The sequence below is a fragment of the Acetobacter syzygii genome (genome assembly GCF_000964225.1).
Classification (GTDB): domain Bacteria; phylum Pseudomonadota; class Alphaproteobacteria; order Acetobacterales; family Acetobacteraceae; genus Acetobacter; species Acetobacter syzygii.
The window spans coordinates 1-22,113 of record NZ_BAMZ01000005.1; the positions used below are offsets into that span (position 1 = coordinate 1).

The window sequence follows — 22,113 nt, forward strand, 5'->3', positions numbered from 1 at the left end:
AACTTCGATACGGGTTGTCTGCACATGGGTGGAAGCCTGAGCCGCTTCTGCCACGATCTGACGTGCGCGTGTGCTCAGGACAGCTTTGTCCCAGTCAAAGAACACGAGGTAGGAGCGTGCGGGCAGCGGAGCCGGGGCAGCAATAACCGGAGCTGCTGGCGGCGGGGGCGGGGGAGCCGTGTCGAACGCATAACGCAGGCCAACCATGAACAGGTGGTTGAAGCGATGGTCAACGCTGGTCTGGTGGTTGCCGTTGATGTCGTACTGACCGTTACGGAAGGAACCCGGCTGGCCAATCATGCGGTACTGTGCAGTGACCTGAAAGCCCGGGATGCCCGTATCGAACGCAGCACCGGCAATGGCCTGGTAAGCAAAACCGCCTTTGGTGCCGTTAATGCCACCGCCGTTGCTGAAGCGGGCATGTTCCTGCGTCCACAGGTAGCCTGCACCAGCACCGATGAACGGCGTAACCGGAACGTTGTTGATGCCGAACTTCTTCAGGTCGAAGTCATACAGAGCGTTAACAAAGCCACCATAAGAAGAGTCTTTGCCGCCAGCACGACCGCCCTGACCGGTGCTGCCGCTCAGGTTGGACCGCAGGTAGGTGCCTTCCACTTCAGCGCGCAGGCCGTTGCCAAAGCCCCAGCCAAAGGAGCCGAAGCCGGTCCAGCCGCTTTTATGCCCGACTTTGTAGTCGCCCGGGCTGCTGGTGTTTGCACCTTTGCTCTTGAACGTCTGGGTCTGGGTCAGGTCGTAGCCGCCGCCAATGTCAACATACGGACCGGTGATGGTGGTGGCAGATGCGGCCGCCGGAGCCGCTGCCATCAGTGTTGTTACGAGTAACGCCGTGCGGAGACGCATTTTTTGCCCTCAATATTTCATCTAGGTGAAAACCTGATCTGCCAATTGCTTGGCGGGGGCAAATCACCCGATGCACCAAAATTCGTACAAAAAGGTTGCTCCACCACTCTTTATGGCCAAGCGAACCGCTCATACGCGTGTCGACTAAAAGACACAGCAGTGTTTTCGTTGCAACAGATCATTTCGCAGTATGAATATGACCTGACTGCATGTGCCATGCTGTTGTTTTGATTGATGTGTCTTGTCGCTCTGCAACCGCAGATGTGGGCATGGTCTCGCTCTGGAATGAGGCAGAATTGAGGCCGGGTTGCAAATTTGCAACCCAGACTCAACCCATGCGCATGTAGCCCGGATCTAGCCCCGCGCGCCATCGGCAATAAGAATTGCCCTTACCGCCTCTGTCGGTACGTCCTGCGTGGTAAAGGCGCGACCGATTCCGTTAGCGAGTACAAAAGACAGGCGGCCATCCTGCATTTTTTTGTCACGCTGCATGTGGGCCATCAGATCGTCCACGTTAAAGGTCTGGGGGAGGTCGTGGATATGCGCGGGCATAGCCAGAGTCTCCAGATGTCGGGTGACGCGGATTTGATCTTCCGCCGGGCAAAGCCCGAGCTTGACCGAGAGCGCAAAAGCCAGATTCAAGCCAATGGAGACGGCCTCGCCATGTAACAGGCGGCCATCGTAACCAAGCTCAGCCTCCAGCGCGTGCCCAAAGGTATGACCAAGGTTGAGCAGTGCGCGGCCGTTGCTTTTCTGCTCTTCGCGCTCATCTGCGGCCACAACGCGGGCTTTAAAGGCGCACGCCTGCCGGACGGCTTCTGCCAGAGCCTCGGGGTCCTGCTCCAGCACGGCAGCACCGTGTTTTTCGCACCAGTCAAACAGTGCGGGGTCACCAATCAGGCCGGATTTAACAATTTCGGCATAACCAGCCACCAACTCGCGCCGGGGGAGGGTGTTGAGCGTGGTTACGTCCGCCAGAACGCACAGGGGCTGGTGGAAGGCTCCAAGCAGGTTTTTGCCCCAGCGTGTGTTAATGCCGGTTTTACCACCTACTGAGGAATCAACCTGAGAGAGCAGGGTGGTAGGAATCTGCACAAAAGGCAGGCCACGCAGGGTTGTTGCTGCCACAAACCCGGCAAGATCCCCCACCACGCCCCCACCAAGGGCAATAATGGTGGTGCGCCGTTCCACCCCCTGTTCCAGAATGGCATCTGTCAGCTTCTGGTAAACAGTCAGGCACTTGCTCTGTTCACCCGGTATTACGCGCAGGCTGCGAGTCCGAACGCCTGTTTCGTGGAGCGAGTCTTCCAGCTTTTGCAGGTAAAGCGGAGCAACAGTATTGTCGGTAATGATGATGGCGTTTTTCTGCGGTAGAACAGGGGCCAGAAGGGCACCGGCACGCGCAACCAGATCTGTGCCAATCACAACATCGTAAGACGCTCTGGCCAACGAGACCGGCAGCCTGAGCGGGCGGCGGGACAGGGCGAGGGCCTCCATGACGCGGGTTGTGGTGTGTTCCACGTTGTTCTCTCCACAATCGACTATAATGTCGGCTTCGGCATAGATGGGGTGGCGGATGGTCATGAGCCTGTCCAGCACGTCCCGCGGCGATGCGGTGTTGAGCAGGGGGCGGTGTGTGCGCCCGACCACGCGGCGGAGCAGAACAGGCAGCGGGCAGCGCAACCAGACCGAAACAGCCTGCTTGCGAACAAGAGCCCTTGTCTGGGAATCCATGAACGCGCCGCCGCCAGTTGCCAGCACCATGGGGGGGCCTTCCAGCAGGCGGCGGATCACACGGCGCTCACCATCGCGGAACGCACTTTCGCCATAAAGCTGGAAAACATCGGCAATGGAGCAGCCTGCCGCCCGTTCAATCTCAACATCGGCATCAACAAAAGGGAGGCCGAGTCTGGTGGCCAGGTGGCGGCCAACGGTTGTTTTGCCAGCACCCATAAGGCCGACCAGCACAATGCTGCGTCCTGACGTCATGCCATTAGGGGCGGGGTTGCGCACAATCCGTTCCAGATCAAGCGGGATGGGCGGCGGGTCCGTGGTTTGGAGGGGGGGGGAGGATATACGTGATGACATAAAGCCTAGCTTAACATAGAGCAGAAAGAACACACCTATATCTGTTGTTAGGGGAGCCTACCTGTATGAGCCGTATGGTTCTGATCGTTTTTGCCGTTCTTGTTATTGGTGGGCTGGCTGGCTTTGCCGCTCTTGGGCTTACGGGCCACCCTCCTGTGCAGCAGGCGGTCCATCATGAACTGCCGTTTGCCGCCGATGCACAGGTGGCAGCCACATCCGTTGCGGTGCCTCCGGCTCCGGCGGCGCCTGTTGTAACGCCAGTTGTGCCTGCGGCTCCGGCCCAGCCCGTTATTTCTTCCACCGCGCCGGAACCTGCTCATCCGTGATGAGTGGGGCAGGGGGCGTTGAATTTTTTCTGGAAATGCAGGCCGCGGAACGGGCTGCCGCCCCCAATACTTTAGCCGCGTATCAATCCGACCTCGAGTCCTGTGCGCAGAGCCTGCTACGCGTGGGCCAGACGTTGCAGACGGCCAGTGCCGATGGCTTGCGTGACTGGCTGGCGGATCTTTCCGCTCAGGGGCAGTCACGCAGGACCGTTGCGCGCCGTCTGTCCTGCATACGGCAATTTTACCTGTTTTTGCTGCGTGAGGGGATTCGCACGGATAATCCTGCCGAGCACCTCGATTCTCCACAAGCCGAGCAGAGTCTGCCGCGCTTTTTGTCCGAATCGGAAGTGCTGGCTCTTCTGGATGCCTGTGTGGCCCCGCCAGATGCCTCGGCCGCCAAAAAACGCCGTGCACTGGTAGCGCGTGCAGCGCTGGAGCTTTTGTATGCGTCCGGGCTGCGTATTTCCGAACTGCTGGTACTGCCGCGGCAGGCTCTGGCGGGCGAGCAGCGAATGTTAAGCGTGCGTGGCAAAGGGGGGCGGGAACGACTTGTGCCCCTGTCCGAGAGTGCGCGTCAGGCGGTGCAGGCTCTTGTGCAGGTTGATAGGGCTTTGAACAGCCCCTACCTTTTTCCCGGCAGGGAACCCACACGGGCCATGACCCGGCAGGCATTTGACCGGATTTTGCATGATGTGGGGCTAAAGGCCGGGTTAGACCCAGCGCGCCTGTCCCCCCATGTGTTGCGGCATTCTTTTGCAACCCACCTGCTTGCGCATGGTGCGGACCTGCGTGCCCTGCAAATGCTGCTTGGACATGCGGACATTGCGACAACTCAGATTTATACCCATGTGCAGACCGAGCGGCTTAAGCAGGCTGTGGCTCAGCATCACCCTCTGGCGACCTCCCAAAGCGATCTTTGTGACGATTAAGGGCTAAAAAGCACGCCAGAACACGTTTGGTTGCACGAAGTGACTTGGCTTTAACTGCCATTGTGCTATCGGCTTTGCTCATGCGTCAGTTCCTGGATTTTGAAAAGCCCGTCGCCGAACTTGAGAACAAGATCGACGAGCTGCGGCAGATGACCGACCCCGAAGGGGTCAATATAGAAGAAGAAACGGCCCGCCTTTCTGAAAAGGCGGAAAAGCACCTGCGCACGATCTACGCCAAGCTTACGCCATGGCAGAAAGTGCAGGTGGCCCGTCATGCCCAGCGTCCGCATACGCAGGACTATATTGGTCGGCTCATAACGGACTTTACTCCGTTGGCCGGTGACCGGTTGTTCGGGGATGACAAGGCCATTATTGGGGGCATTGGTCGTTTTGACGGTATGCCCGTGGTGGTGATCGGGACCGAACGTGGTTCGGACCTGGAAACACGACTACAGCATAATTTTGGCATGGCCCGGCCAGAAGGATACCGGAAGGCCCAGCGCCTGATGAAAATGGCTGGCCAGTTCAAACTGCCGATTCTGACCTTTATCGATACCGCAGGTGCATGGCCGGGGATCGATGCCGAGCAGCGTGGGCAGGCAGAAGCCATTGCCCGCTCCATTGCGACCTGTTTTGATGCCCCGGTACCCCTTGTTGCCACGGTGATCGGGGAAGGTGGGTCAGGTGGTGCCGTTGCCTTGGGTGCGGGGGACCGGGTGCTTATGCTCGAGCACGCGATTTACTCCGTGATTTCGCCCGAAGCCTGTGCTTCCATTTTGTGGCGCGACCCCAAACAGGCCAGCACCGCGGCGGAAACCCTGCGCTTGACGGCACAGGACCTCAAGCGCCTTGGGCTGATTGATCAGATTATTCCTGAACCAGTCGGTGGTGCCCAGCGTGACCCCGCAGCAGCCATGGAGTCCGTGCGTGGCGTTCTGGCCGCCACTCTCAAGGATCTACTGCCACTTGCGCCAGAGCAGTTGAAAAACCTGCGACGCGAGAAGTTTCTGGCCATGGGCCGCGAGGCCCTGCACTAACCTGATCCCCTCAACGAGCCAGTTGTGTTGCTGGCCCGTGCGTTTGCAAACCTGATTCCCAGATCAGGCTGGCGGTTCCCCCTCCACGGGTGAGCCGCCTTTTTTTTCCAATAGATCATGAATGGCCTGTGCGGCCTCGTTGACATGCTGGAGGTCCTGCCCCTTGGCAACAAGGGCTACGCCGTGCCGGCCATCCTCACGATGGAATGGGTAGGAGCCAATATCTAGATCCGCAAAACGGTCCTGAATAGCTTCCAGCCCATCTGCCAGTGCGCCTTCGTAAAGGGAGGTGGTGTGCCATGTGCGTGAAAAAACCGGAGCTCCCTTTTGCAGGGAGGGAGCCAGCTCTTCAAACATGGCCCGCATAATCCGCGGTACACCTGCCAGAACGTGCACATTGCCAATGCTAAAGCCCGGCGCAATGGACACGGGGTTGGCAATAGGGGTTGCCCCTCTGGGAAGTTTGGCCATGCGCTGGCGGGCGGAATTGAAGTTATCCTTCCCAAAGCGTTCCTCCAGCAGGGCGAAGGTGGAGGGGTGAATTTCCCACGGTACGCCAAAGGCTTCTGCTACGCAGGGGGAGGTAATGTCATCATGTGTCGGGCCAATGCCGCCTGTTGTGAAAACCTCGTCAAAACGGGCCCGCAGCTCTGTGACCGTGGTGATGATGGTGGATTTGACATCGGGAATCACGCGGATTTCGACCAGTGGAATACCCAGCTCCCCTAACCGGAGGGCTAAAAACTGGATGTTGTCGTCCCGTGTGCGGCCAGAAAGGATTTCGTTACCAATAAGGATGAGTGCGGAAGTGCGGCGCATGACTCGGGTTTGACCTTTTGTTCTGGGCTTCTTGACTGGAGGGAAGGATGGAGCGGAGTGTTTGCGGGGTCAATGGGCGTAAAAATTACACCTCAAAGGCTGTCTTGCGCGTTTTTGCATTGACCGGGTGCCACGCAATTCATAGCTTCCCGCGCATGTCAGATAGCCAAACAGCATCCGCTTCCGATCTTCCTCGCGCATGGCCCTTTGAAGAGGCGCGCAAACTGGCCGATCATGTTGCAACACGTAGCAGCACTGGTGCCGATGAGCGCCCGGCTCTGCTGGAAACCGGGTATGGCCCATCGGGCCTGCCGCATATTGGCACCTTTGGTGAGGTTGCACGCACGTCCTGGGTACGTCAGGCCTACACGGCGCTGACTGGCCGCCCTTCGCGCCTGCTGGCTTTTTCGGACGATATGGATGCCCTGCGCAAGGTGCCCGATAACGTGCCCCAGCGGGACATGCTGCAAAAATACATAGGTCAGCCACTCTCCCGCGTGCCAGATCCTTTTGGCACGCACGAGTCGTTTGCAGCCCATAACAATGCCCGTCTGTGTGCATTCCTGGACAGCTTTGGGTTTGAATACGAGTTTGCGTCCTCCACGCAGTATTATACTTCCGGCCGGTTTGACGCCGCGCTCAAGCGGGTGCTGGAAGTTCATGACCAGATTCTGGCTGTCATTCTGCCCACGCTGGGGCCGGACCGCCGGGCGACCTATTCCCCCGTGCTGCCCCTGCACCCCCATACGGGGGAGGTCATGCAGGTTAAAATGGATGGGATTGACCCCGTAGCTGGCACGGTGCGCTGGACCGACCCTGCAACGGGTGAGGTGTTCGAAACGCCCGTTACCGGCGGTCATGCCAAAATGCAGTGGAAGGCCGACTGGGCCATGCGGTGGTATGCGCTGGGCGTTGATTATGAGATGTCCGGCAAGGATCTGATTGATAGCGTGCGTCTGTCTGGCCGGATCTGCAAAATTCTGGGCGGCACACCACCTGCCGGGCTGACTTACGAACTGTTTCTGGATGAACAGGGGCAGAAAATTTCCAAATCCAAAGGCAATGGTCTGTCGGTGGAGGAATGGCTGCGTTACGCTCCGCCGGAAAGCCTGGGTCAGTTCATGTTCAATCAGCCGCAACGTGCCAAGCGGCTGTATTTTGATGTCATTCCCAAAACGGCGGACGATTATCTGACCCATGCGGACAAAGCCCGTGTGTTGCAGTCCGATAATCCCACCGGTAACGACCTGCGGGCGAATCCGGCGTGGTTTATTCACAAAGGGATCATCCCCGATGATGCCGGAAGCCCGGTGCCGTTTGGAATGCTGCTTAATCTGGCCAGTGTGGCCAATGCGGATACGCCTGAAGTGCTGTGGGGCTTTATCCGCCGGTACGATGCGGCTGTTTCGCCACAAACGCATCCGATGCTGGCAGAACTGGTCAAGCACGCTATTGCCTATTACGCGGATTTTGTACGCCCCGCCAAAACCTTCCGTGCCCCTACGGACAAGGAACGGGCAGCACTGGTCGATCTGGCGGAAACCCTGCGTGGGTTTGAAGGAGAGGCAACCGATGCCTCAACCTTGCAGAATCTGGTGTTCGAAATAGGCAAAAGACATGCGTTTGAACCGCTGAGAAGCTGGTTTGGCTGCCTGTACGAAGTGCTTCTGGGGCAAAAGGAAGGGCCACGGTTTGGTGGCTTTGTGGCCCTGTACGGCGTGCCGGAGACAATCGCGCTGATCGATGCTGCCCTCCTGCGAGACACGCAGGCTTAAGCAGGGCCCGGCAGCAGATGACGCAGAAGGTTCAGCCTCCCAGCCAGCAGCCTGATCTCCATGCTGGAGAAAAGGGATGGAAAAAAAGGCTGAAGCATCTGCCTCATCTGGTTGGGCTGCTGCTTATGGTCGCGGCCATTGCCGTGGTGCAGCATGAGGTGCGGCACCTGAGCATGGCTGACATACGGCAGGCCATGGAGGCTATTCCCACCTCCCAGTTATGGGCGGCTGTTGGGTGTACGCTGCTTTCCTACTTTATTCTTTCTTTTTACGACCGTCTGGCAGCCATACAGGTTGGTTATGGCCAGTTGCCATTCCGCAGGTCGGCCTTTGCGGCGTTCTGTTCTTATGTGCTGTCGCATAATCTGGGTTTTTCTGCGGTGTCTGGTGCCGCTGTCCGTTACAGGCTGTACCGCAACTGGGGTGTTAACGCCTTTGCCATTACACAGATCATAGCCTTCTGCTCGGCTACCTATCTGCTTGGTGCTGCGGTTCTTATTGGCGCGGTCCTTATTCTGGAACCTTCGGTTCTGCCCGGTATTGGCAATCGCGTCCCCCAATTTGTGCTGGCTTTTGTTGGCGTTGTGCTGTGGCTGATGGTTGCGGGGTATATTGGGCTGGCTTTTCGGGTGCGCGAATTCCGGTTCCGTAAATGGGTCATTGAACTGCCATCTCCCCGTATGGCCATTATGCAGACTGTGGTGGCAACGGCAGAGGTGGCCGCTACGGCCAGCATAGCTTTTGTGCTGCTCCCCAAAGGCTGCCCGGTGGATTTTGGGTCTTTTCTGGCAATTTATATTGCATCCTACACGGCGGGGCTTGTTGCCAGCGTGCCCGGTGGGTTGGGTGTGTTTGATGGCGCCATGCTGCTGGCTTTGGCACCTTATATGCCTGCCCCCCAGATTTTGGGCATGGTGCTGATATTCCGCCTTTTTTACTATATTATTCCTCTTTTTCTGGCGGGGATCATGTTCGCCGGGCATGAGCTTTTTCTGCGGGGCGATGCGGCTCTGGCCAAAAAGAAGAACCGCAACCGCAGTGTGGACGCGCAGGTTACAAAGCGCAGGCCCAGTCAGGTTGTGCGGGAAAGCGAGGCTGCTTTTTCCGTTGCCGTAGCAACGGGTACGGTCTCGCTGTGTGGGGTGTTGCTGCTTTGCCTTGTGCTGATGGAGCCAGTTCCCAAGTTTTCCATGCTCCCCGATACATTTGCACGGCTGGTGCATGTGGGAGGGAACTATCTGCTTTCCCTTATGGGGGTTGCGCTGATCAGTCTGGCTATTGGTCTGTCGCAGCGGGTGACACTGGCATGGCGTGGCGCTCTGGGGCTGTTGCTGCTTGCAACGGTTATGACCTTCCTGCGGGGTAACACATTGTTTGTACCCCTTATGCTGGGGTTGTCCGCGCTGTTTATTGCGCCGTTCCGGAACTGTTATTATCGGCGCGCCAAGTTGCTGAGCGAACCGCTTTCACTGTCCAACCTCTTGTGTCTGCTGTTATTTTTTGGGTGCATTCTTGCCTTGTCCACCCGCCATGCCGGGGCGGGGAGCTGGTGGCAGCTTATGCTTGCCTCGCCCGCACATGGGGCCGTGCGCTGGACGGTGGCTCTATCTGTTCTGCTGGCGCTGGTTGTGCTGGCCCGCCTTATGTGGCCTGCCCGTATTCCCATTCAGCCATGGACGGAAGAGGTGGCTGAACATTACCGCACACTCGAACATGCCTTGCCCAATATAGATGGCATGAAGCCATCCGGCTTTGTGGAAGGCGAGGCGGGGGAGGCGGTTATTCCCTTTATCAGCCGCAAAAACCTGCTGATCGGGTTGGGGGACCCCGCTGGTGGGGAGGACGACAGTATTTCCGCCATCTGGCGCTTGCGCGATCTGGCTCTGCAGCAGGGGTTAAGGTTTGCCTTCTGGCATGTGGGAGATAGTTTTGTCCGGATTTATAACGATATCGGGTTGAACGTCTGGCCATTGGAAGATGGCAGCAATGCCAACCTTTGTTACCCACCGGGCGATATTGCTCTGGTATCGCGTTTTGTAAAAACATATAAAGACAACGCGAGCGTAACGAACGTTCCTCTCTAACAGGCTGTCTCTGGTCAGGGATGGTCCTTTTATGTTGGTTTTCTGGGCAGGGTTATGTCGGTTCATTTTCCCGAAGTTCTGCTAAGCGGCGGCATGGTCAGAACTGCGGTTTCGTCATTTTTGCTGGCGTTTCCCGCGCTGTTCTCCATAGTCAACCCGTTTGGTGCGGCCCTTATTTTTGCGCAGGCTTCCGCTGGTCGTTCCCAACGGGAGATTATGGCGCTTGCCCGTCTGGTTTCTTTTTACTCTTTTATGCTGGTCATTGTTTCGCTCTGGTTGGGCGGCATCGTTCTGGCATTTTTTGGCGTGACCGTTAACGCGCTGCGGGTTGCAGGCGGGCTGGTTGTAGCCGTGCGTGCGTGGGATCTGCTGCAAAGCCCGGAGAGTGTGGAAGCCCAAAAGGAAAAACAGGCTCTACAGGGTGGGCGCACCGTTATGGCCCCTAATTGGGCAGATTCCGCTTTTTTCCCTTTAGCCATGCCTTTTACCGTAGGGCCGGGCACCATTGCCGTAGCGATTGCCTTGGGTTCTGGCTGTCCATCCGGGCAGTCATTCTGGGCCTATTCTGTAGGGACAACTGTGGCTGCGGTTGGGGTGGTGCTGATAGTATGGGCGGCTTATTCCAGCTCGGAAAAACTGGTTTCCATGCTTGGAGTGACCGGCACGCGCATTGTAAGCCGTATGGCGGCACTGGTTCTGCTGTGCATTGGGGTGCAGATTCTGGCAGCAGGCGTGCAGGGGTTTGCTATGGATATGTGGCAGAACATCCTTAAGGAAGCTGCACGCCACATGAACTGAAAGGGATGGTAAGCCTTATTCCGGCACCAGTTCGCTTACCAATGCTTCATGTGCTCCCAGTGCTGCTTTTAAGCAGTTCAGTTGGTCCTGCGCCCGCTCTGCAAAACCGTAAGGCGGTTTAATAACCAGTAGTCCTGCGCCATTCAGCGTATCGGGGTTGTGGGGGGCGCGCATCAGCAGTTCCGCGACCAGCACATTGCGGTATCCGGCCTGCTCCACGCTGTTATGGAACTGTCTGATGGGTGTTCTGTGCTTGATCGGGTACCAGACAGCCACCATTGCAGCGGCAAAGCGGGAATGAATGGTCTGGAGTGCCGTTGCCAGCCTGTCGAACTCTCCCGGTTCTTCAAAGGGAGGGTCGATCAGCACAAGGCCGCGTCTGGCAGTTTTGGGGGGGAGCAGGGCGCGCAGGCTTTCGTACGCATCACGCTCATGGACGCTCACATTGGGTTGGCCCGCAAACAGGCGATACAGGGTGCGTTTATCCACCGGGTGTTTTTCACAACAGATTAACAGATCCTGCGGACGGAGCATGAGTGATGTGAGTAAAGGTGAACCGGGGTAAAAGCGTGGCCCGCCAGCCTTGTGCACAAGTTCCAGCCACGGGGCTAATGGGCTGTCTGGTGGCTGGTTCCACAGTTTGCCTATGCCATCATGGTATTCCCCCGTTTTTTCAGCTTCAGCGCTTTCAAGGTCATACCGGCCAATGCCTGCGTGCGTATCCAGCACCAGAAAAGGCGAGTCCTTGCGCAAAAAATGCTGGAGCAGACTGACCAGCAGGGCGTGCTTCATACAGTCGGCAAAATTGCCCGCGTGGTAGATGTGTCGATAGTTCATGCTGGTGCCTGACCGGGTTCAAAACGTTGCGCCATATCTTCCAGTGGCCAGCGCGGGCGTGGGCGCAAGGTTGTGTCGTTGGGCGGGGAGAGGTTGCGTTCGGCACTTTCGCGCCATGTTTCAAGGGCGGCCCAGCCGACCATGACGGCATTGTCCGTGCAAAGCCTGAGCGGTGGCGCCGCAAAACGCAGGTCTCTGCGCCGGGCAACATCTTCCAGTCTGGCGCGCAGGGTTGTGTTGGCTGCAACGCCACCAGCCGCCACCAGCAGGCGGGCCTGGGGCATCATATCCAGAGCATGGTTTATGCGGTCGGCCACAACATCGGCCACCGCCTGCTGGAAGGACGCGGCAAGGTCTGCTGCAAACTGATGGGGCAGCGGCTGGGCGCCAAATGGAGCCAGCTTTTGGGCAATGGCGGTTTTGAGGCCAGAAAAGGAGAAGTCACACCCCGGTCTGTGCAACAGTGGGCGGGGGAGGGCAATGGCCGCAGGGTTGCCCTGTTTGGCCAGTTTTTCCAATGCAGGGCCACCGGGCCAGCCAAGGCCAAGCATTTTGGCAACCTTATCAAATGCTTCACCCGCGGCATCGTCTATGGTGCCGCCGAGTTTGCGGTAATGGCCGACACCTTCTACAGCAATGCACTGGCAATGCCCGCCCGAAACCAGCAACAGCAGGTAGGGAAAAGGCGCACCATCCGCCACAATACCGGGTAGGCGGGCAGTCAGGGCGTGAGCTTCCACGTGGTTAACCGCGACAAATGGAATATCCAGCGCCAGTGCAAGCCCCTTGGCAAAGCTCGTGCCTACAATTAACCCGCCAATCAGACCCGGTCCGGTGCTGGCGGCTATAAAAGCAAGGTCTGTTGTGGCCAGTCCGGCATCCCGCAATGTAGCCTCTACCAGCCCCGGCAACAGAGCCAGATGGGCACGGGCGGCAATTTCTGGCACCACGCCCCCAAAGTCCGCATGACCATCCTGGGACACAACTCTCTGGGCAAGGCAGGTACCATCGGGTGCCAGAATGGCACAGGCGGTCTCATCACAGGAGGATTCGATGGCCAGAACAGGGCCATGGGGTTGATTCCGGGTCAAAGAGTCCCTCATGGACGCCCCGCCAAAAAAGCGTTATTCTTGCAAGGATGCAACGGATGGGGAGGGGCGGAATGTTTTTCCGGTCGCGCAAGTTTTTCAGACCAGCCGGGCTTCATCGTATCTTGTCCTTTCTCCATTCCCGGTAATAGACACATCTTATGGATTCAGCCTACCCTTCCTCATCCGTCCTTTCTCCCGCTTTGCAGGAGGTTGCCGCGGAAGCTGCTGCACGCCAGAAAAAGGCAGGCAGTCATTCGGGACGTCATTCCCTGCCTTTGCGCGTGGGCACGCGGGGCTCGCCACTTGCGCTGGTGCAGACACGCGCGTTCCTGACAACGCTGACACGCTTTTGCCCCATATTGCGGGACATGAACGCTTTTCAGGAACACCAGATTAACACCACGGGTGATCAGGTGCAAAACCGGCGTCTGGCGGAAATCGGCGGTAAAGGGCTGTTTGCAAAGGAAATTCATGAGGCATTGGCTGACCGGCGGATTGATTTTGCCGTTCACAGCCTCAAGGATCTGGAAACAACCCTGCCTCCCGGTCTGGTGCTGGCCTGCACTCTCAAGCGCGAAGATGCGCGGGATGCGCTGATCCTCGGACCCCGACTGGAGCAGTCCGATCCGGATGATCCGTACTCGGCTCTGCCGCAGGGTGCGCTGGTCGGGTGTGCGTCTGTACGTCGGCAGGCGCAGATGCTGCATGTCCGCCCGGACCTTAAATTTGGTCTGCTGCGCGGCAATGTGCAAACCCGACTCGATAAGCTCGCAGCCCGCCAGTGCGATGCCACCTTGCTGGCCCTTGCTGGCCTGCGGCGTCTGGGCATGGCCGAGCGGGCCAGTATTGTGCTGTCTCCCACAGTTATGGTGCCAGCCGCAGGGCAGGGCATTGTTGGTGTTACAGTGCGTGAGGATGATGTTGAACTGCGCGAACTGTTGGCCGCTATTGAGGATTACGAGGCCCGGGCCGTGGCTACAGCCGAGCGGGCCCTGCTGGCAGAGCTGGATGGTTCGTGCCGGACACCTATTGGTGGCTATGCCCAGATGATTCCGGTTGTAGCGGGGGATACGCCCAAGCTGCACTTAACCGGGCTTGTTGCGCGGGAGGATGGGTCATTCCTGCTCAAGCGCAGCATTAGTGGCGCTCCCGAAGATGCAGCACGCCTTGGCCGCGAGCTTGGGTGCAGCCTGCGCAAGGATAGCCCTGCCGATATTTTTGAGGAAAACGCTTAACAGGCTCTTTCCATGCAACCGCGTGGCGTCATTATCACCCGGCCAGAGCCGGGGTTGAGCGAGAGTGCTGCCGATGTTGCCCGGCTTGGCTGGGTGCCTGTTCTGGCCCCTGCGCTGCATGTCCGCCAGTGTGTGCTAACGGGACTGCCCAAGCAGTCTGCCGCAGTAGTGCTGACCAGCGGGCAGGCTGTGGCGGCTGCGGCGCAATCGGTTGCGTTATCTGTGCCAGTTTTTGCCGTTGGCAATGCCACGGCCCATAAAGCCCGCATGGCGGGATTTACCACAGTGTGGAGTGCGCAGGGTAATGCGCAGGATCTGGCAGCCATGCTGGTTCGCCAGTGTGCGCCTGTGCGGGGGTCTCTGCTGCTTTTGTCCGGTGCGGGGCAGGGGGTGGAACTGGCGGCAAGTCTGCGTGTGCACGGATTTGCCGTGGTGCGGAGGGTGGCCTATCGGACCGCTCCGGTTGTGGAGTGCCCGGAATCCGTTTGCCATGGGTTACAGGCGCAGCAGCTTGGAACCATTTTGTTTTTCTCGGCCCGGAGTGCGCAGAGCTGGTTGAATATGGTGCGCCAGAGTTCCATGTGGCATCAGCTTCTGGCTTTGCGGGCGGTGGTCATTTCTGCCGTTGTTGCGCAAACGCTGCATAAAGCTGGATGGACTGGCCCTGTGCAGGTTGCTGCCAGGCCGGATGCTCCTGCCATGCTGGCAGCTCTTGGCAGGGTTTGAGCCATAAAAAAACCCGGTGCTGGTAAGCACCGGGTTTTTACAGGGATCACCAAAAAAGCAGAAACGCTTATGCGTGGCCTGCAGCTTCGGGGAACTCTGCACGGCGACTCTGCCACAGAGCCACAAAGTCGATCGGCTGTAGCACAATGGGGGGAAAACCACCGTCACGCGTAACATCGCTGATGATGTTGCGGGCGAAGGGGAAGATCAGCCGGGGCACTTCAACCAGCAGGATCGGTTCGACCAGTTCGGGCGGTGGGTTGGTCAGGGTGACCACGGCAGCATAAACCAGTTCGGTCAGGAACACGGTGCGGCCTGCGGGGCCGTTTTCGGTTTCTGGCGCTTCTTTGGCTTCTGCCTTGATGCTCAGAGTGACCTCGTAAATCATCTGGTCATCCTGCAGGCGGTTGGCCTGCACATCAATGTTCACACCAATCTGGGGCTGGGCGCGCAGGGTGGCAAAAATTTCTGCCCCAACGGGCACTTCAAAGGAAAGATCGCGCGTGTACTGGAGATTAATGGCCAGTGGCAGGGCGGGCGGAACGGACTGGGCAGTATCGGACATTGATGACAGCTTCCTGCTCTCAAACGTATTGGGTTCCCCTAACGCGGTAGCATGACCTGCGGGGTTAGCCAACACTCCAATCGGCTGATTTTGGGCAGGAATTGCCTTGCGGGGCCTAGCTTCATCCTGCTCTGATTTTATGGGGAAAGATGGAGCCAGTCCCCATTTTCCAAACTTTGACCGCTGAGTTCGAGTAAAAACCACCAGTGGGAGACCACAAGTGTCTGCCCGTCATGGCGGGTTTGGCGCATGGTCTGGCGGAACTGCCGTGCACGCAGGCTTAGGGCGTGGTCTGGCTCAGGTTGGGGAGACCACCACTGTTCGGGCACATGGGCAAAATCCAGATCGGGCCAGTCCTGCGCCAGAGTGGAAGCGGGGGAGCCTATATCGCACGAGTACATGCCCCGTTCGCGCACAAGCGGCGTAATCTGGGGGGTAAGGCCCAGTGCACGGGCAATGGGGGTAGCTGTTTGCAAAGCCCGCGTAAAAGGCGAGACCAGAATGCGGTTAATGCCTTTGTGGCTGAGTTCATCCACCAAAGCGTAAGCATGGTCCTGCCCTTGGGCGGAAAGGGCCGGATCAGGAACATGAGGGTCCCGTCCGCTCAGATTATACAGGCGGTTGAACTCGCTTTCACAGTGGCGGAGTATGATCATGGTTTCCGGGCTGGTTTTTAAAACAGGAATGGTCTTTTACAAGGGCGGACAGACTGGTATTCATTGTAACCGCAGTCGGTCATGACTATGTAATAAAGACAGCCCAAGGGAAAGCAGGTTTCCCTGACAATATATAAACCTGCAAAAGCTTTGTGCAGGCAGCTTGGTGGACGTTCAACAGATGGATTTTTCTCTCGACCACTTTCCGGTCGATCTGGTTCTTCTGGCTTTGGTAGCCGCTTTTCTGGCTCTGCGGTTGCGGAGTGTTCTGGGTAAGCGCGTTGGCATCCAGCCCCCCACCATGCCGGTTCCCCCACGTGCGGAAGCTGCGCCACGTGTGGTGGAAAACAAGGTGGAACCAGCAGGCCCCACGGTTGAGTACGATGTACCGGCCCCCGGTACGCGCGTTGGGCAGTTGCTGGTTAATATCCACCAGCAGGATTCAGGCTTTAACCCCCAGCAGTTCCTGATGAGTGTGCAGACCGTTTTTGCACAGGTTGTTGGTGCATATGCGCAGGGTAACCGCGATGTGCTGAAAACCTACCTGACCCCGGCTGTTTATGCCTCGTTTGATGCCGCCATTACCGAGCGTGAAGCCGCAGGCCACAAACAGCGGACCGAAATTCAGGCCGTGCGTTCACTGGCAATCGAGGACGTGCGCTTAACCCAGCTGGAGGTTGGCACGGGTGCGGCCATAGATGTCCGGATTGTTTCCGACCAGATCAGTCTGGTGGAAGATCAGGCCGGTCAGCCTGTAACCGGCACGGATGCGGTTACCGAGTTTTCAGATATGTGGACGCTGGAACGCCTGCTGGGTGTTGGTGGGAGTGGTTGGCGTCTTGCGGCGGCGCGTAGTGCGTGAGCGCGGACAAACCGGTCGCGGGTTCCGCAGTAACGCCTCCCTTAAGGGCAAAACGGTATAAGGTCGGTCGTCAGGACATTGTTCTGGGCGACTGCCTGCGTGCGCTGCGGCGTATGCAGGCCGAAAGTGTGGATGTTATTGTTACGTCCCCTCCCTATAATATAGGCCTGTCCTATCGGAGTTACCCCGACCGGCGGGAGGAAAACGACTATCTGGACTGGATGGTGCAGGTTGCAACCGAGTTGCAGCGGGTGCTCAAGGCGGATGGGTCGTTTTTTTTGAATATCTCGGGGTCTTCTGCCCAGCCGTGGCTACCGTTTGAACTGGTTGTGCGTTTGCGCGACCTGTTTGTGCTGCAAAATCATATTGCATGGGTCAAGTCGATTTCGGTTGGGGAGGATAGTTTCGGGCATTTCAAGCCCATGAACAGCCAGCGGTTTTTGCACCGTGGGCACGAGCATCTTTTTCATTTTACCCTTAAAGGCGATGTGGCACTCGACCGATTGAGTGCGGGTGTTCCTTACAAGGATAAAACCAACATCGCGCGCCGTGGCCACAGGCAGGACCGCCGGTGCAGGGGAGATGCGTGGTTTATCCCCTATGAGACCGTGCGGGGGAGGGCCGAAAAATTTGACCATCCCGGGACATTCCCCATTGCTTTGCCCGAACAGTGCATTTTGCTCCACGGCAAACAGAAAGCCAGAGTGCTTGACCCGTTCATGGGGACAGGCACCACCCTGCTTGCAGCACAGCGCCTTGGGTGCAGTGGCATGGGTATGGAAATTGATGCGGAATACGTAGCCATTGCCCGCGCCCGGCTGATGCATGACCTGGTGAACAGCCCATTAGGCTGATCGGTTTTATCTATTATTACGATAAAAATAATCGCTTTGACATTTTGATGTGCATCAAACACAACAAGACCAAGAATGAATAAAACGTATAAGAGAAAGAAATATAACCGGGGGATCGGGGTTTGAAGCGTATATTAGTTTCTTTGGCAGGCGCAGGTTTGTTGGCTTATGGTGGTACAGTTGCATTTTTGCAGCATTACGACCATGTAACGGCAACTGTTCTGGTGGAAAATTCACCAACACATAAAGACCCTGTTGCTTTGGCTGCATTTAATGCGCTTAACGAAGCGCGTTGCGATTACTGCCACGCAACTGGTCGTGACCTGCCGTTTTACTTCCACCTGCCTGTTGCAAACAGCATTATGGAAAAAGACCTTAATGCAGGCTTGCGCCACTTCCGTATAGAGCCGGTTTTGTCCGCGTTTGAGCACGGTACGCCACCTTCGGAGGAGGAACTGTCTCGTATTGAGGAAGTCATTGTGCAGAACCGGATGCCACCAGCGCAGTACCTGCTGCTGCATTGGCATGCCCATCTGTCCAATGCCGAGCGGCAGGCCATTCTGACATGGGTGCAGCAGACCCGCCGCAAATATTATGCCAATACGGGTGCGACCGAAGCTCTGGCAGCCGAGCCTGTGCGGCCTGTGCCAGAAAGTGTGCCGGTTGATCCGGTAAAAGTGGCGCTGGGCCGTAAGCTGTTTTTTGATAAAAAACTGTCAGGCGATAACACATTGAACTGTGCCAGCTGCCATGGGCTGGATAAGGGTGGTGTGGATAATCTGGTTACGGCCACTGGTATTGGCGGGCAAAAAGGCCCGATCAACGTGCCAACCGTTTACGATGCGTACTTTAAAGTAGCCCAGTTCTGGAATGCCCGTGCACCCGATCTGGCCGCACAGGCGGCTGGTCCGGTTATGAACCCGCTGGAAATGGGTTCGCACGACTGGTCCGAGGTTGCCAGCAAGCTGGAGACAGATCCGGAATATGCAGGCCTGTTCAAAGCTGCATTCGGGCCGGATGTGCAGGTTGGCCAGCAGACCATTACGGCCGCCATTGCCGAGTTTGAAAAAACCCTGATCACGCCAGATAGCCCGTTTGATGAATATCTGAAGGGCAAGCAGGACGCGATTAGTGCGCAGGCCAAGCGGGGGTATGAGCGGTTTAAGGCCATTGGCTGCTCGGGCTGTCATAGCGGTATTGGTGTTGGCGGCGGTGGCTATGAAGTGATGGGGCTGGAGTCCGATTACTTCAAAGACCGTGGTGGCAAGGAAACAGACGCGGATGAAGGCATTTACGCAATTAGCCACAATACCGCAGACCGCAACCGCTTTGTGGTGCCAACCTTGCGTAACATTGCCCTGAGTGCGCCATATTTCCACGATGGCAGTGTTAAAACGCTGGACGAGGCCGTGCGTAAAATGGCGCATTACCAGACGCCGGATAGCAATCCGTCCGATCAGGATGTGGCGGATATTGTTGCCTTCCTTCAGACATTGACTGGCAAATATGACGGTCACGTGCTGACGGATATTAAACAGTAAAGCAGCGTAACGGAGGCGGGTATCGGATCAGATACCTGCTTTCTTTGCTTGAATAACGGCTTGCGCGCAGGCGATAAAGCTTGTGGAGCAGGCCGTTTGTGTTTGCAGGGTATTTTGCACAGGCCAGATCTGCTGGCATAAAAACGGTAGGGAACAGGGTGGCAAAAAGGCGGCGGCAGTTACAGGAGGCGGAAAAGCAGCTCTGGGCGCTGGTGGTGCGTGATGTTGCCCCCTTGACCAGTGCCAGCCTTGTGCCCCCCACAGCAGATGCGCCGTTTGTGGTGGATGAGCCAGAACCAGCAGATGCAGGGCAGACCATTCCACAAAAAAACTATAAAAAACAGCCGGTTCCGGTTAGCGGCGGGGGGAGTTTGCTGTGGACTCATGCACCCATGCCACCCGCACCAGCTTCCATGAGGGTTCATCGCGCCCCCCCGGTTGCGGAAAAAATTGGCCAGCGGCAACCCGGCGTGGATGATTACAGCTGGCGGCGCTTCCATCAGGGGGACATGCGGGTGGAAAAACGCCTCGACCTGCACGGTATGGTGGCGCAGGAAGCCTATGTGCGTCTGATGGAGTTTATGGATGTTGCAGCGCACCGTGGTTTACGGTGTGTGGAAATTATTACCGGTCTGGGTACCGGGCAGGAGGGGGGTATTTTGCGCCGCGAACTTCCTCACTGGCTGGAAAAACCGGAAATTCGCTCCCGCATTCTGGGGCTGGCATACCCCCATATGAGTAATAAAGGATCCGTCCGGGTGTTACTGCGCAAGCGCAGGCGGTAGGGCGCGCACGGGCGGAGTAGTGCTTTTCCAGCGGGGCAGGTTGAGTGCCAGCCAGCGACGGAGCGCCATGCCCACATTCACATCCGGCATGGTCATGCTGTACGCCGTAATGCATTTTGCACCCGAGAGTACGGTCAGGCCATTGGCTAACGCTATTTGCTGGATGCCGAGTTTGGTTGCGCAGTTATCTGCCGCGTGGCGCCAGCGTGCCACTTTGGCTGGCGGGGTCAGCAAGGGCAGAACCAGAGCGGCTTTAAGGCTGGTAGCCGCAGCCAGTGCCTGCCATGCAAGTGGCAAAAATGCCGGTGTGGATGTTCTGCGCTCCCTCAGCAATATGCTGGGGAATATGGGCGGGAGTGCCATATCGGCCTGTGCAGGCGTTTGTGGTGCCGTGCTGTTGAGGAAAAGCGGTATAAACCCTTTTGCACCCAGCATATTCAGCCGGTCTTTGAGTGCGGCATCCACCGGAAGCTGAATGGCATCAACCAACCCACCGGTCAGGGCTGCCATGGCAGCATCTGGCGTTGCATAACCACTGACAGGCAGAGGCCGCAAAGCCAGAAGGTCAAAGGCAAGCAGAGTAGGGAGTTCCGGCCCCGTTGGGGTGGAAACCGCAACCCGTGTGGTTCTGTTCCCCAGAATGGCCCCGATTGAGCGGTGGAGGTTAACATGCCCCACAACAAGACTCGGCTGGAACATGGTCAGGACCGGTAGCCAGCGCTGGTAAGCATAATGGACGCGGCTATCTCCGGTCATGGCGGCGAGAAGTGCCGTGCCGGGGACCAGGAGCGTGCTGGAAGCACTGCTGAGCTGCTCCTGCGCGTCAAACAGGTTGGCCCCTGTTACTCCATCCCACCCTGTGGTGTAGGCAAGTTCAAAAGGGGGTTGCCCCAGTTCTTCTGCCATATCCGGAGCAAGGCGGCTGGCCCATGTGCCACAGGGCGTTTCCGCGCTGCCTGCCACGATCAGTTTTGTGGTCTGCTCGGATGTTGGGGTGGCAATCGGGCCAACCAGAATATCATCCGCAGCATGGGCGATGCCGGTTGTGGACAAACACCCCAGCGCGCCGCCTAAAAAAAGACGGCGGGAGAGGGAAGCGCCTTGGTGCTGGCGTATTGCAGAAGTGGGGTGGAGGAGGTCAGACAAACACCAATAGCCTTCATTATGGTTATCGCCGTTATATACTATGCGTAATTAACGGCAGAAACACGGCCAATTTATTACGGCCATTTAACCTCTGGGGGCATACTCATCAGAATGGCTTCGGTATGGCCACCGGTCTTGAGCCCAAACAGGGTGCCCCGGTCATGCAGGAGGTTGAATTCCACATAGCGGCCACGGCGAACAAGCTGTGCTTCGCGCTGCTCAGGGGTCCATTTTTCCATCATGCGGCCACGGATAATGCGCGGGTACGCGTCCAGAAAAGCCAGCCCGACATCCCTGGTAAAAGCAAAATCCTCGTCTGCGTTGCCGCTATCCAGCCGGTCGTAAAAAATGCCACCAAGGCCGCGAGGTTCGTTGCGGTGGGGAAGATAGAAGTATTTGTCGCACCATGCCTTGAAACGGGGATAGTATTCCGGGTCATGCGCATTGCACGCCTGCGCAAAAGCCGCGTGGAAGGTTGTCGCATCATCAATCGCGTCTGCACTGGCGGGGAACATGGGGGTAATGTCTCCCCCCCCACCAAACCAGCCCTGTGTTGTAATGATCATGCGGGTGTTAAAATGGGCCGCAGGAACGAGCGGGTTGCACATATGGGCAACCAGACTGATTCCGGTTGCAAAAAAATGCGGGTTTTCCAACGCTCCGGGTATGGAGCCTGCAAAGTCGGGGGAAAATGTACCTTCTACGGTGGAGACGTTAACGCCTACTTTTTCAAACACCCGGCCCCGCATCAGACTCATGACCCCACCACCACCGGGGGTTCCATCCTCATTCAGGCGGTTCCAGCTTTTGCGTTCAAACTGGCCTGGCTGATCAAGGTCACGCAGGACCGGGCTGTTCTGTGCTGCGGCATCCACCTCTATCGCCTCAAAGGCGGCACAGATCTGGTCACGCAGATTTTCAAACCATGCGCGGGCTGCTTCCTTGAGCTTGTCGTGCGAGGGAACGGAGGCAGGCTTGGTTGGCGTCATAGATAAAGCTCTTTCCATACAGGTCTGCTGCCCGGCAAGCAGAGAATCGGCTTTGGGCATTTTTTCAAGGGGTGCGCCTTAGGGGCGGTCATTGCAAGATCACCCGGTT

General features: G+C 57.5%; 21 protein-coding genes. 12 read left to right on the top strand and 9 right to left on the bottom strand.

Annotation, left to right across the window (positions count from 1 at the left end; all coding sequences use genetic code 11):
• Both Absy_RS01145 and aroB read right to left on the bottom strand, forming a co-directional pair.
• Positions 1-861, bottom strand: an 861-nt coding sequence (locus Absy_RS01145; protein WP_048852908.1) for an outer membrane protein, incomplete at its 3' end; no start/stop codon positions are given.
• 354 nt (positions 862-1,215) lie between these two features.
• Positions 1,216-2,949, bottom strand: a complete 1,734-nt coding sequence (aroB, locus tag Absy_RS01150) for a 3-dehydroquinate synthase (RefSeq protein WP_084596797.1) — start codon at positions 2,947-2,949, stop codon at positions 1,216-1,218.
• A 65-nt stretch (positions 2,950-3,014) separates the two neighbouring features.
• Here aroB and Absy_RS01155 point away from each other — a divergent pair, with 65 nt between their 5' ends.
• The 3 genes from Absy_RS01155 to Absy_RS01165 all read left to right on the top strand — a co-directional run bounded on the left by Absy_RS01155 (position 3,015) and on the right by Absy_RS01165 (position 5,241).
• Entirely contained in the window at positions 3,015-3,275 is a 261-nt protein-coding gene (locus Absy_RS01155; RefSeq protein WP_048852909.1) for a hypothetical protein, read from the top strand.
• Positions 3,275-4,204, top strand: coding sequence for a site-specific tyrosine recombinase XerD (locus tag Absy_RS01160; RefSeq protein WP_048852910.1), 930 nt, complete (start codon positions 3,275-3,277; stop codon positions 4,202-4,204). The genes Absy_RS01155 and Absy_RS01160 overlap by 1 nt, the downstream gene beginning before the upstream one ends.
• Before the next feature lie 80 nt (positions 4,205-4,284).
• A complete protein-coding gene (locus Absy_RS01165) occupies positions 4,285-5,241 on the top strand; it encodes an acetyl-CoA carboxylase carboxyltransferase subunit alpha (RefSeq protein ID WP_048853044.1) in 957 nt (318 codons plus the stop codon).
• A 63-nt stretch (positions 5,242-5,304) separates the two neighbouring features.
• On the opposite strand, the gene Absy_RS01170 is transcribed toward Absy_RS01165, so the two are convergent.
• The gene (locus tag Absy_RS01170; protein ID WP_048852911.1) at positions 5,305-6,060 is read right to left on the bottom strand and encodes a competence/damage-inducible protein A; all 756 of its coding nucleotides are present in this window, start codon (positions 6,058-6,060) and stop codon (positions 5,305-5,307) included.
• A gap of 155 nt (positions 6,061-6,215) precedes the next feature.
• Here Absy_RS01170 and Absy_RS01175 point away from each other — a divergent pair, with 155 nt between their 5' ends.
• Genes Absy_RS01175 through Absy_RS01185 form a run of 3 tightly spaced genes read left to right on the top strand, consistent with a single transcriptional unit; the run spans position 6,216 to position 10,717 of the window.
• Positions 6,216-7,835, top strand: coding sequence for a lysine--tRNA ligase (locus Absy_RS01175; RefSeq protein ID WP_048852912.1), 1,620 nt, complete (start codon positions 6,216-6,218; stop codon positions 7,833-7,835).
• A 17-nt stretch (positions 7,836-7,852) separates the two neighbouring features.
• Entirely contained in the window at positions 7,853-9,919 is a 2,067-nt protein-coding gene (locus tag Absy_RS01180; protein ID WP_048852913.1) for a lysylphosphatidylglycerol synthase domain-containing protein, read from the top strand.
• 54 nt (positions 9,920-9,973) lie between these two features.
• Entirely contained in the window at positions 9,974-10,717 is a 744-nt protein-coding gene (locus Absy_RS01185) for a MarC family protein (RefSeq protein ID WP_048852914.1), read from the top strand.
• A 15-nt stretch (positions 10,718-10,732) separates the two neighbouring features.
• Here Absy_RS01185 and Absy_RS01190 read toward each other — a convergent pair whose 3' ends face one another.
• Positions 10,733-11,554, bottom strand: a complete 822-nt coding sequence (locus tag Absy_RS01190; RefSeq protein ID WP_048852915.1) for a 23S rRNA (adenine(2030)-N(6))-methyltransferase RlmJ — start codon at positions 11,552-11,554, stop codon at positions 10,733-10,735.
• Positions 11,551-12,657, bottom strand: coding sequence for a tRNA (adenosine(37)-N6)-threonylcarbamoyltransferase complex transferase subunit TsaD (tsaD, locus tag Absy_RS01195; RefSeq protein ID WP_048852916.1), 1,107 nt, complete (start codon positions 12,655-12,657; stop codon positions 11,551-11,553). Before tsaD ends, Absy_RS01190 begins: the two co-directional genes overlap by 4 nt.
• Before the next feature lie 146 nt (positions 12,658-12,803).
• Here tsaD and hemC point away from each other — a divergent pair, with 146 nt between their 5' ends.
• Positions 12,804-13,880: a hydroxymethylbilane synthase gene (gene hemC / locus Absy_RS01200; protein WP_048852917.1), complete on the top strand. Its 1,077-nt coding sequence runs from the start codon at positions 12,804-12,806 to the stop codon at positions 13,878-13,880.
• A gap of 12 nt (positions 13,881-13,892) precedes the next feature.
• On the top strand, positions 13,893-14,606 hold the full coding sequence (locus Absy_RS01205; RefSeq protein ID WP_048852918.1) for a uroporphyrinogen-III synthase: 714 nt from the start codon (positions 13,893-13,895) through the stop codon (positions 14,604-14,606).
• 67 nt (positions 14,607-14,673) lie between these two features.
• Here the strand turns inward: Absy_RS01205 and secB are convergent, their stop codons facing one another.
• Positions 14,674-15,171 carry a protein-export chaperone SecB gene (gene secB / locus Absy_RS01210; RefSeq protein ID WP_048852919.1) on the bottom strand — a complete coding sequence of 166 codons (498 nt, stop codon included), beginning with the start codon at positions 15,169-15,171 and terminating at the stop codon, positions 14,674-14,676.
• Positions 15,172-15,308: 137 nt separating this feature from the next.
• Positions 15,309-15,827: a histidine phosphatase family protein gene (locus tag Absy_RS01215; protein ID WP_048852920.1), complete on the bottom strand. Its 519-nt coding sequence runs from the start codon at positions 15,825-15,827 to the stop codon at positions 15,309-15,311.
• A 181-nt stretch (positions 15,828-16,008) separates the two neighbouring features.
• Here Absy_RS01215 and Absy_RS01220 point away from each other — a divergent pair, with 181 nt between their 5' ends.
• The 4 genes from Absy_RS01220 (at position 16,009) to Absy_RS01235 (ending at position 19,869) form a co-directional block, all read left to right on the top strand.
• Positions 16,009-16,689 (top strand): Tim44/TimA family putative adaptor protein, encoded by a 681-nt coding sequence (locus Absy_RS01220; protein ID WP_048852921.1) that lies wholly within the window; start codon positions 16,009-16,011, stop codon positions 16,687-16,689.
• Positions 16,686-17,543 (top strand): DNA-methyltransferase, encoded by an 858-nt coding sequence (locus tag Absy_RS01225; protein ID WP_048852922.1) that lies wholly within the window; start codon positions 16,686-16,688, stop codon positions 17,541-17,543. The genes Absy_RS01220 and Absy_RS01225 overlap by 4 nt, the downstream gene beginning before the upstream one ends.
• Positions 17,544-17,665: 122 nt before the next feature.
• Positions 17,666-19,084 carry a cytochrome-c peroxidase gene (locus Absy_RS01230; RefSeq protein ID WP_048852923.1) on the top strand — a complete coding sequence of 473 codons (1,419 nt, stop codon included), beginning with the start codon at positions 17,666-17,668 and terminating at the stop codon, positions 19,082-19,084.
• Between the two features lie 80 nt (positions 19,085-19,164).
• Positions 19,165-19,869: a Smr/MutS family protein gene (locus tag Absy_RS01235; RefSeq protein WP_245614654.1), complete on the top strand. Its 705-nt coding sequence runs from the start codon at positions 19,165-19,167 to the stop codon at positions 19,867-19,869.
• On the opposite strand, the gene Absy_RS01240 is transcribed toward Absy_RS01235, so the two are convergent.
• Both Absy_RS01240 and hemF read right to left on the bottom strand, forming a co-directional pair.
• Complete coding sequence (locus tag Absy_RS01240) at positions 19,846-21,015, bottom strand: hypothetical protein (RefSeq protein ID WP_052945673.1); 1,170 nt, start codon at positions 21,013-21,015, stop codon at positions 19,846-19,848. The genes Absy_RS01235 and Absy_RS01240 overlap by 24 nt on opposite strands.
• Before the next feature lie 74 nt (positions 21,016-21,089).
• Positions 21,090-22,004, bottom strand: coding sequence for an oxygen-dependent coproporphyrinogen oxidase (gene hemF, locus Absy_RS01245; protein WP_048853047.1), 915 nt, complete (start codon positions 22,002-22,004; stop codon positions 21,090-21,092).
• Positions 22,005-22,113 lie beyond the last annotated feature (109 nt).

Excerpts from the sequence above, each read along its gene's own strand:
- aroB (WP_084596797.1), bottom strand. The coding sequence starts at position 2,949 with ATGTCATCACGTATATCCTCCCCCCCCCTCCAAACCACGGACCCGCCG.
- Absy_RS01155 (WP_048852909.1), top strand. The coding sequence starts at position 3,015 with ATGAGCCGTATGGTTCTGATCGTTTTTGCCGTTCTTGTTATTGGTGGG.
- Absy_RS01160 (WP_048852910.1), top strand. The coding sequence starts at position 3,275 with ATGAGTGGGGCAGGGGGCGTTGAATTTTTTCTGGAAATGCAGGCCGCG.
- Absy_RS01165 (WP_048853044.1), top strand. The coding sequence starts at position 4,285 with ATGCGTCAGTTCCTGGATTTTGAAAAGCCCGTCGCCGAACTTGAGAAC.
- Absy_RS01170 (WP_048852911.1), bottom strand. The coding sequence starts at position 6,060 with ATGCGCCGCACTTCCGCACTCATCCTTATTGGTAACGAAATCCTTTCT.
- Absy_RS01175 (WP_048852912.1), top strand. The coding sequence starts at position 6,216 with ATGTCAGATAGCCAAACAGCATCCGCTTCCGATCTTCCTCGCGCATGG.
- Absy_RS01180 (WP_048852913.1), top strand. The coding sequence starts at position 7,853 with ATGACGCAGAAGGTTCAGCCTCCCAGCCAGCAGCCTGATCTCCATGCT.
- Absy_RS01185 (WP_048852914.1), top strand. The coding sequence starts at position 9,974 with ATGTCGGTTCATTTTCCCGAAGTTCTGCTAAGCGGCGGCATGGTCAGA.
- Absy_RS01190 (WP_048852915.1), bottom strand. The coding sequence starts at position 11,554 with ATGAACTATCGACACATCTACCACGCGGGCAATTTTGCCGACTGTATG.
- tsaD (WP_048852916.1), bottom strand. The coding sequence starts at position 12,657 with ATGAGGGACTCTTTGACCCGGAATCAACCCCATGGCCCTGTTCTGGCC.
- hemC (WP_048852917.1), top strand. The coding sequence starts at position 12,804 with ATGGATTCAGCCTACCCTTCCTCATCCGTCCTTTCTCCCGCTTTGCAG.
- Absy_RS01205 (WP_048852918.1), top strand. The coding sequence starts at position 13,893 with ATGCAACCGCGTGGCGTCATTATCACCCGGCCAGAGCCGGGGTTGAGC.
- secB (WP_048852919.1), bottom strand. The coding sequence starts at position 15,171 with ATGTCCGATACTGCCCAGTCCGTTCCGCCCGCCCTGCCACTGGCCATT.
- Absy_RS01215 (WP_048852920.1), bottom strand. The coding sequence starts at position 15,827 with ATGATCATACTCCGCCACTGTGAAAGCGAGTTCAACCGCCTGTATAAT.
- Absy_RS01220 (WP_048852921.1), top strand. The coding sequence starts at position 16,009 with ATGGATTTTTCTCTCGACCACTTTCCGGTCGATCTGGTTCTTCTGGCT.
- hemF (WP_048853047.1), bottom strand. The coding sequence starts at position 22,004 with ATGACGCCAACCAAGCCTGCCTCCGTTCCCTCGCACGACAAGCTCAAG.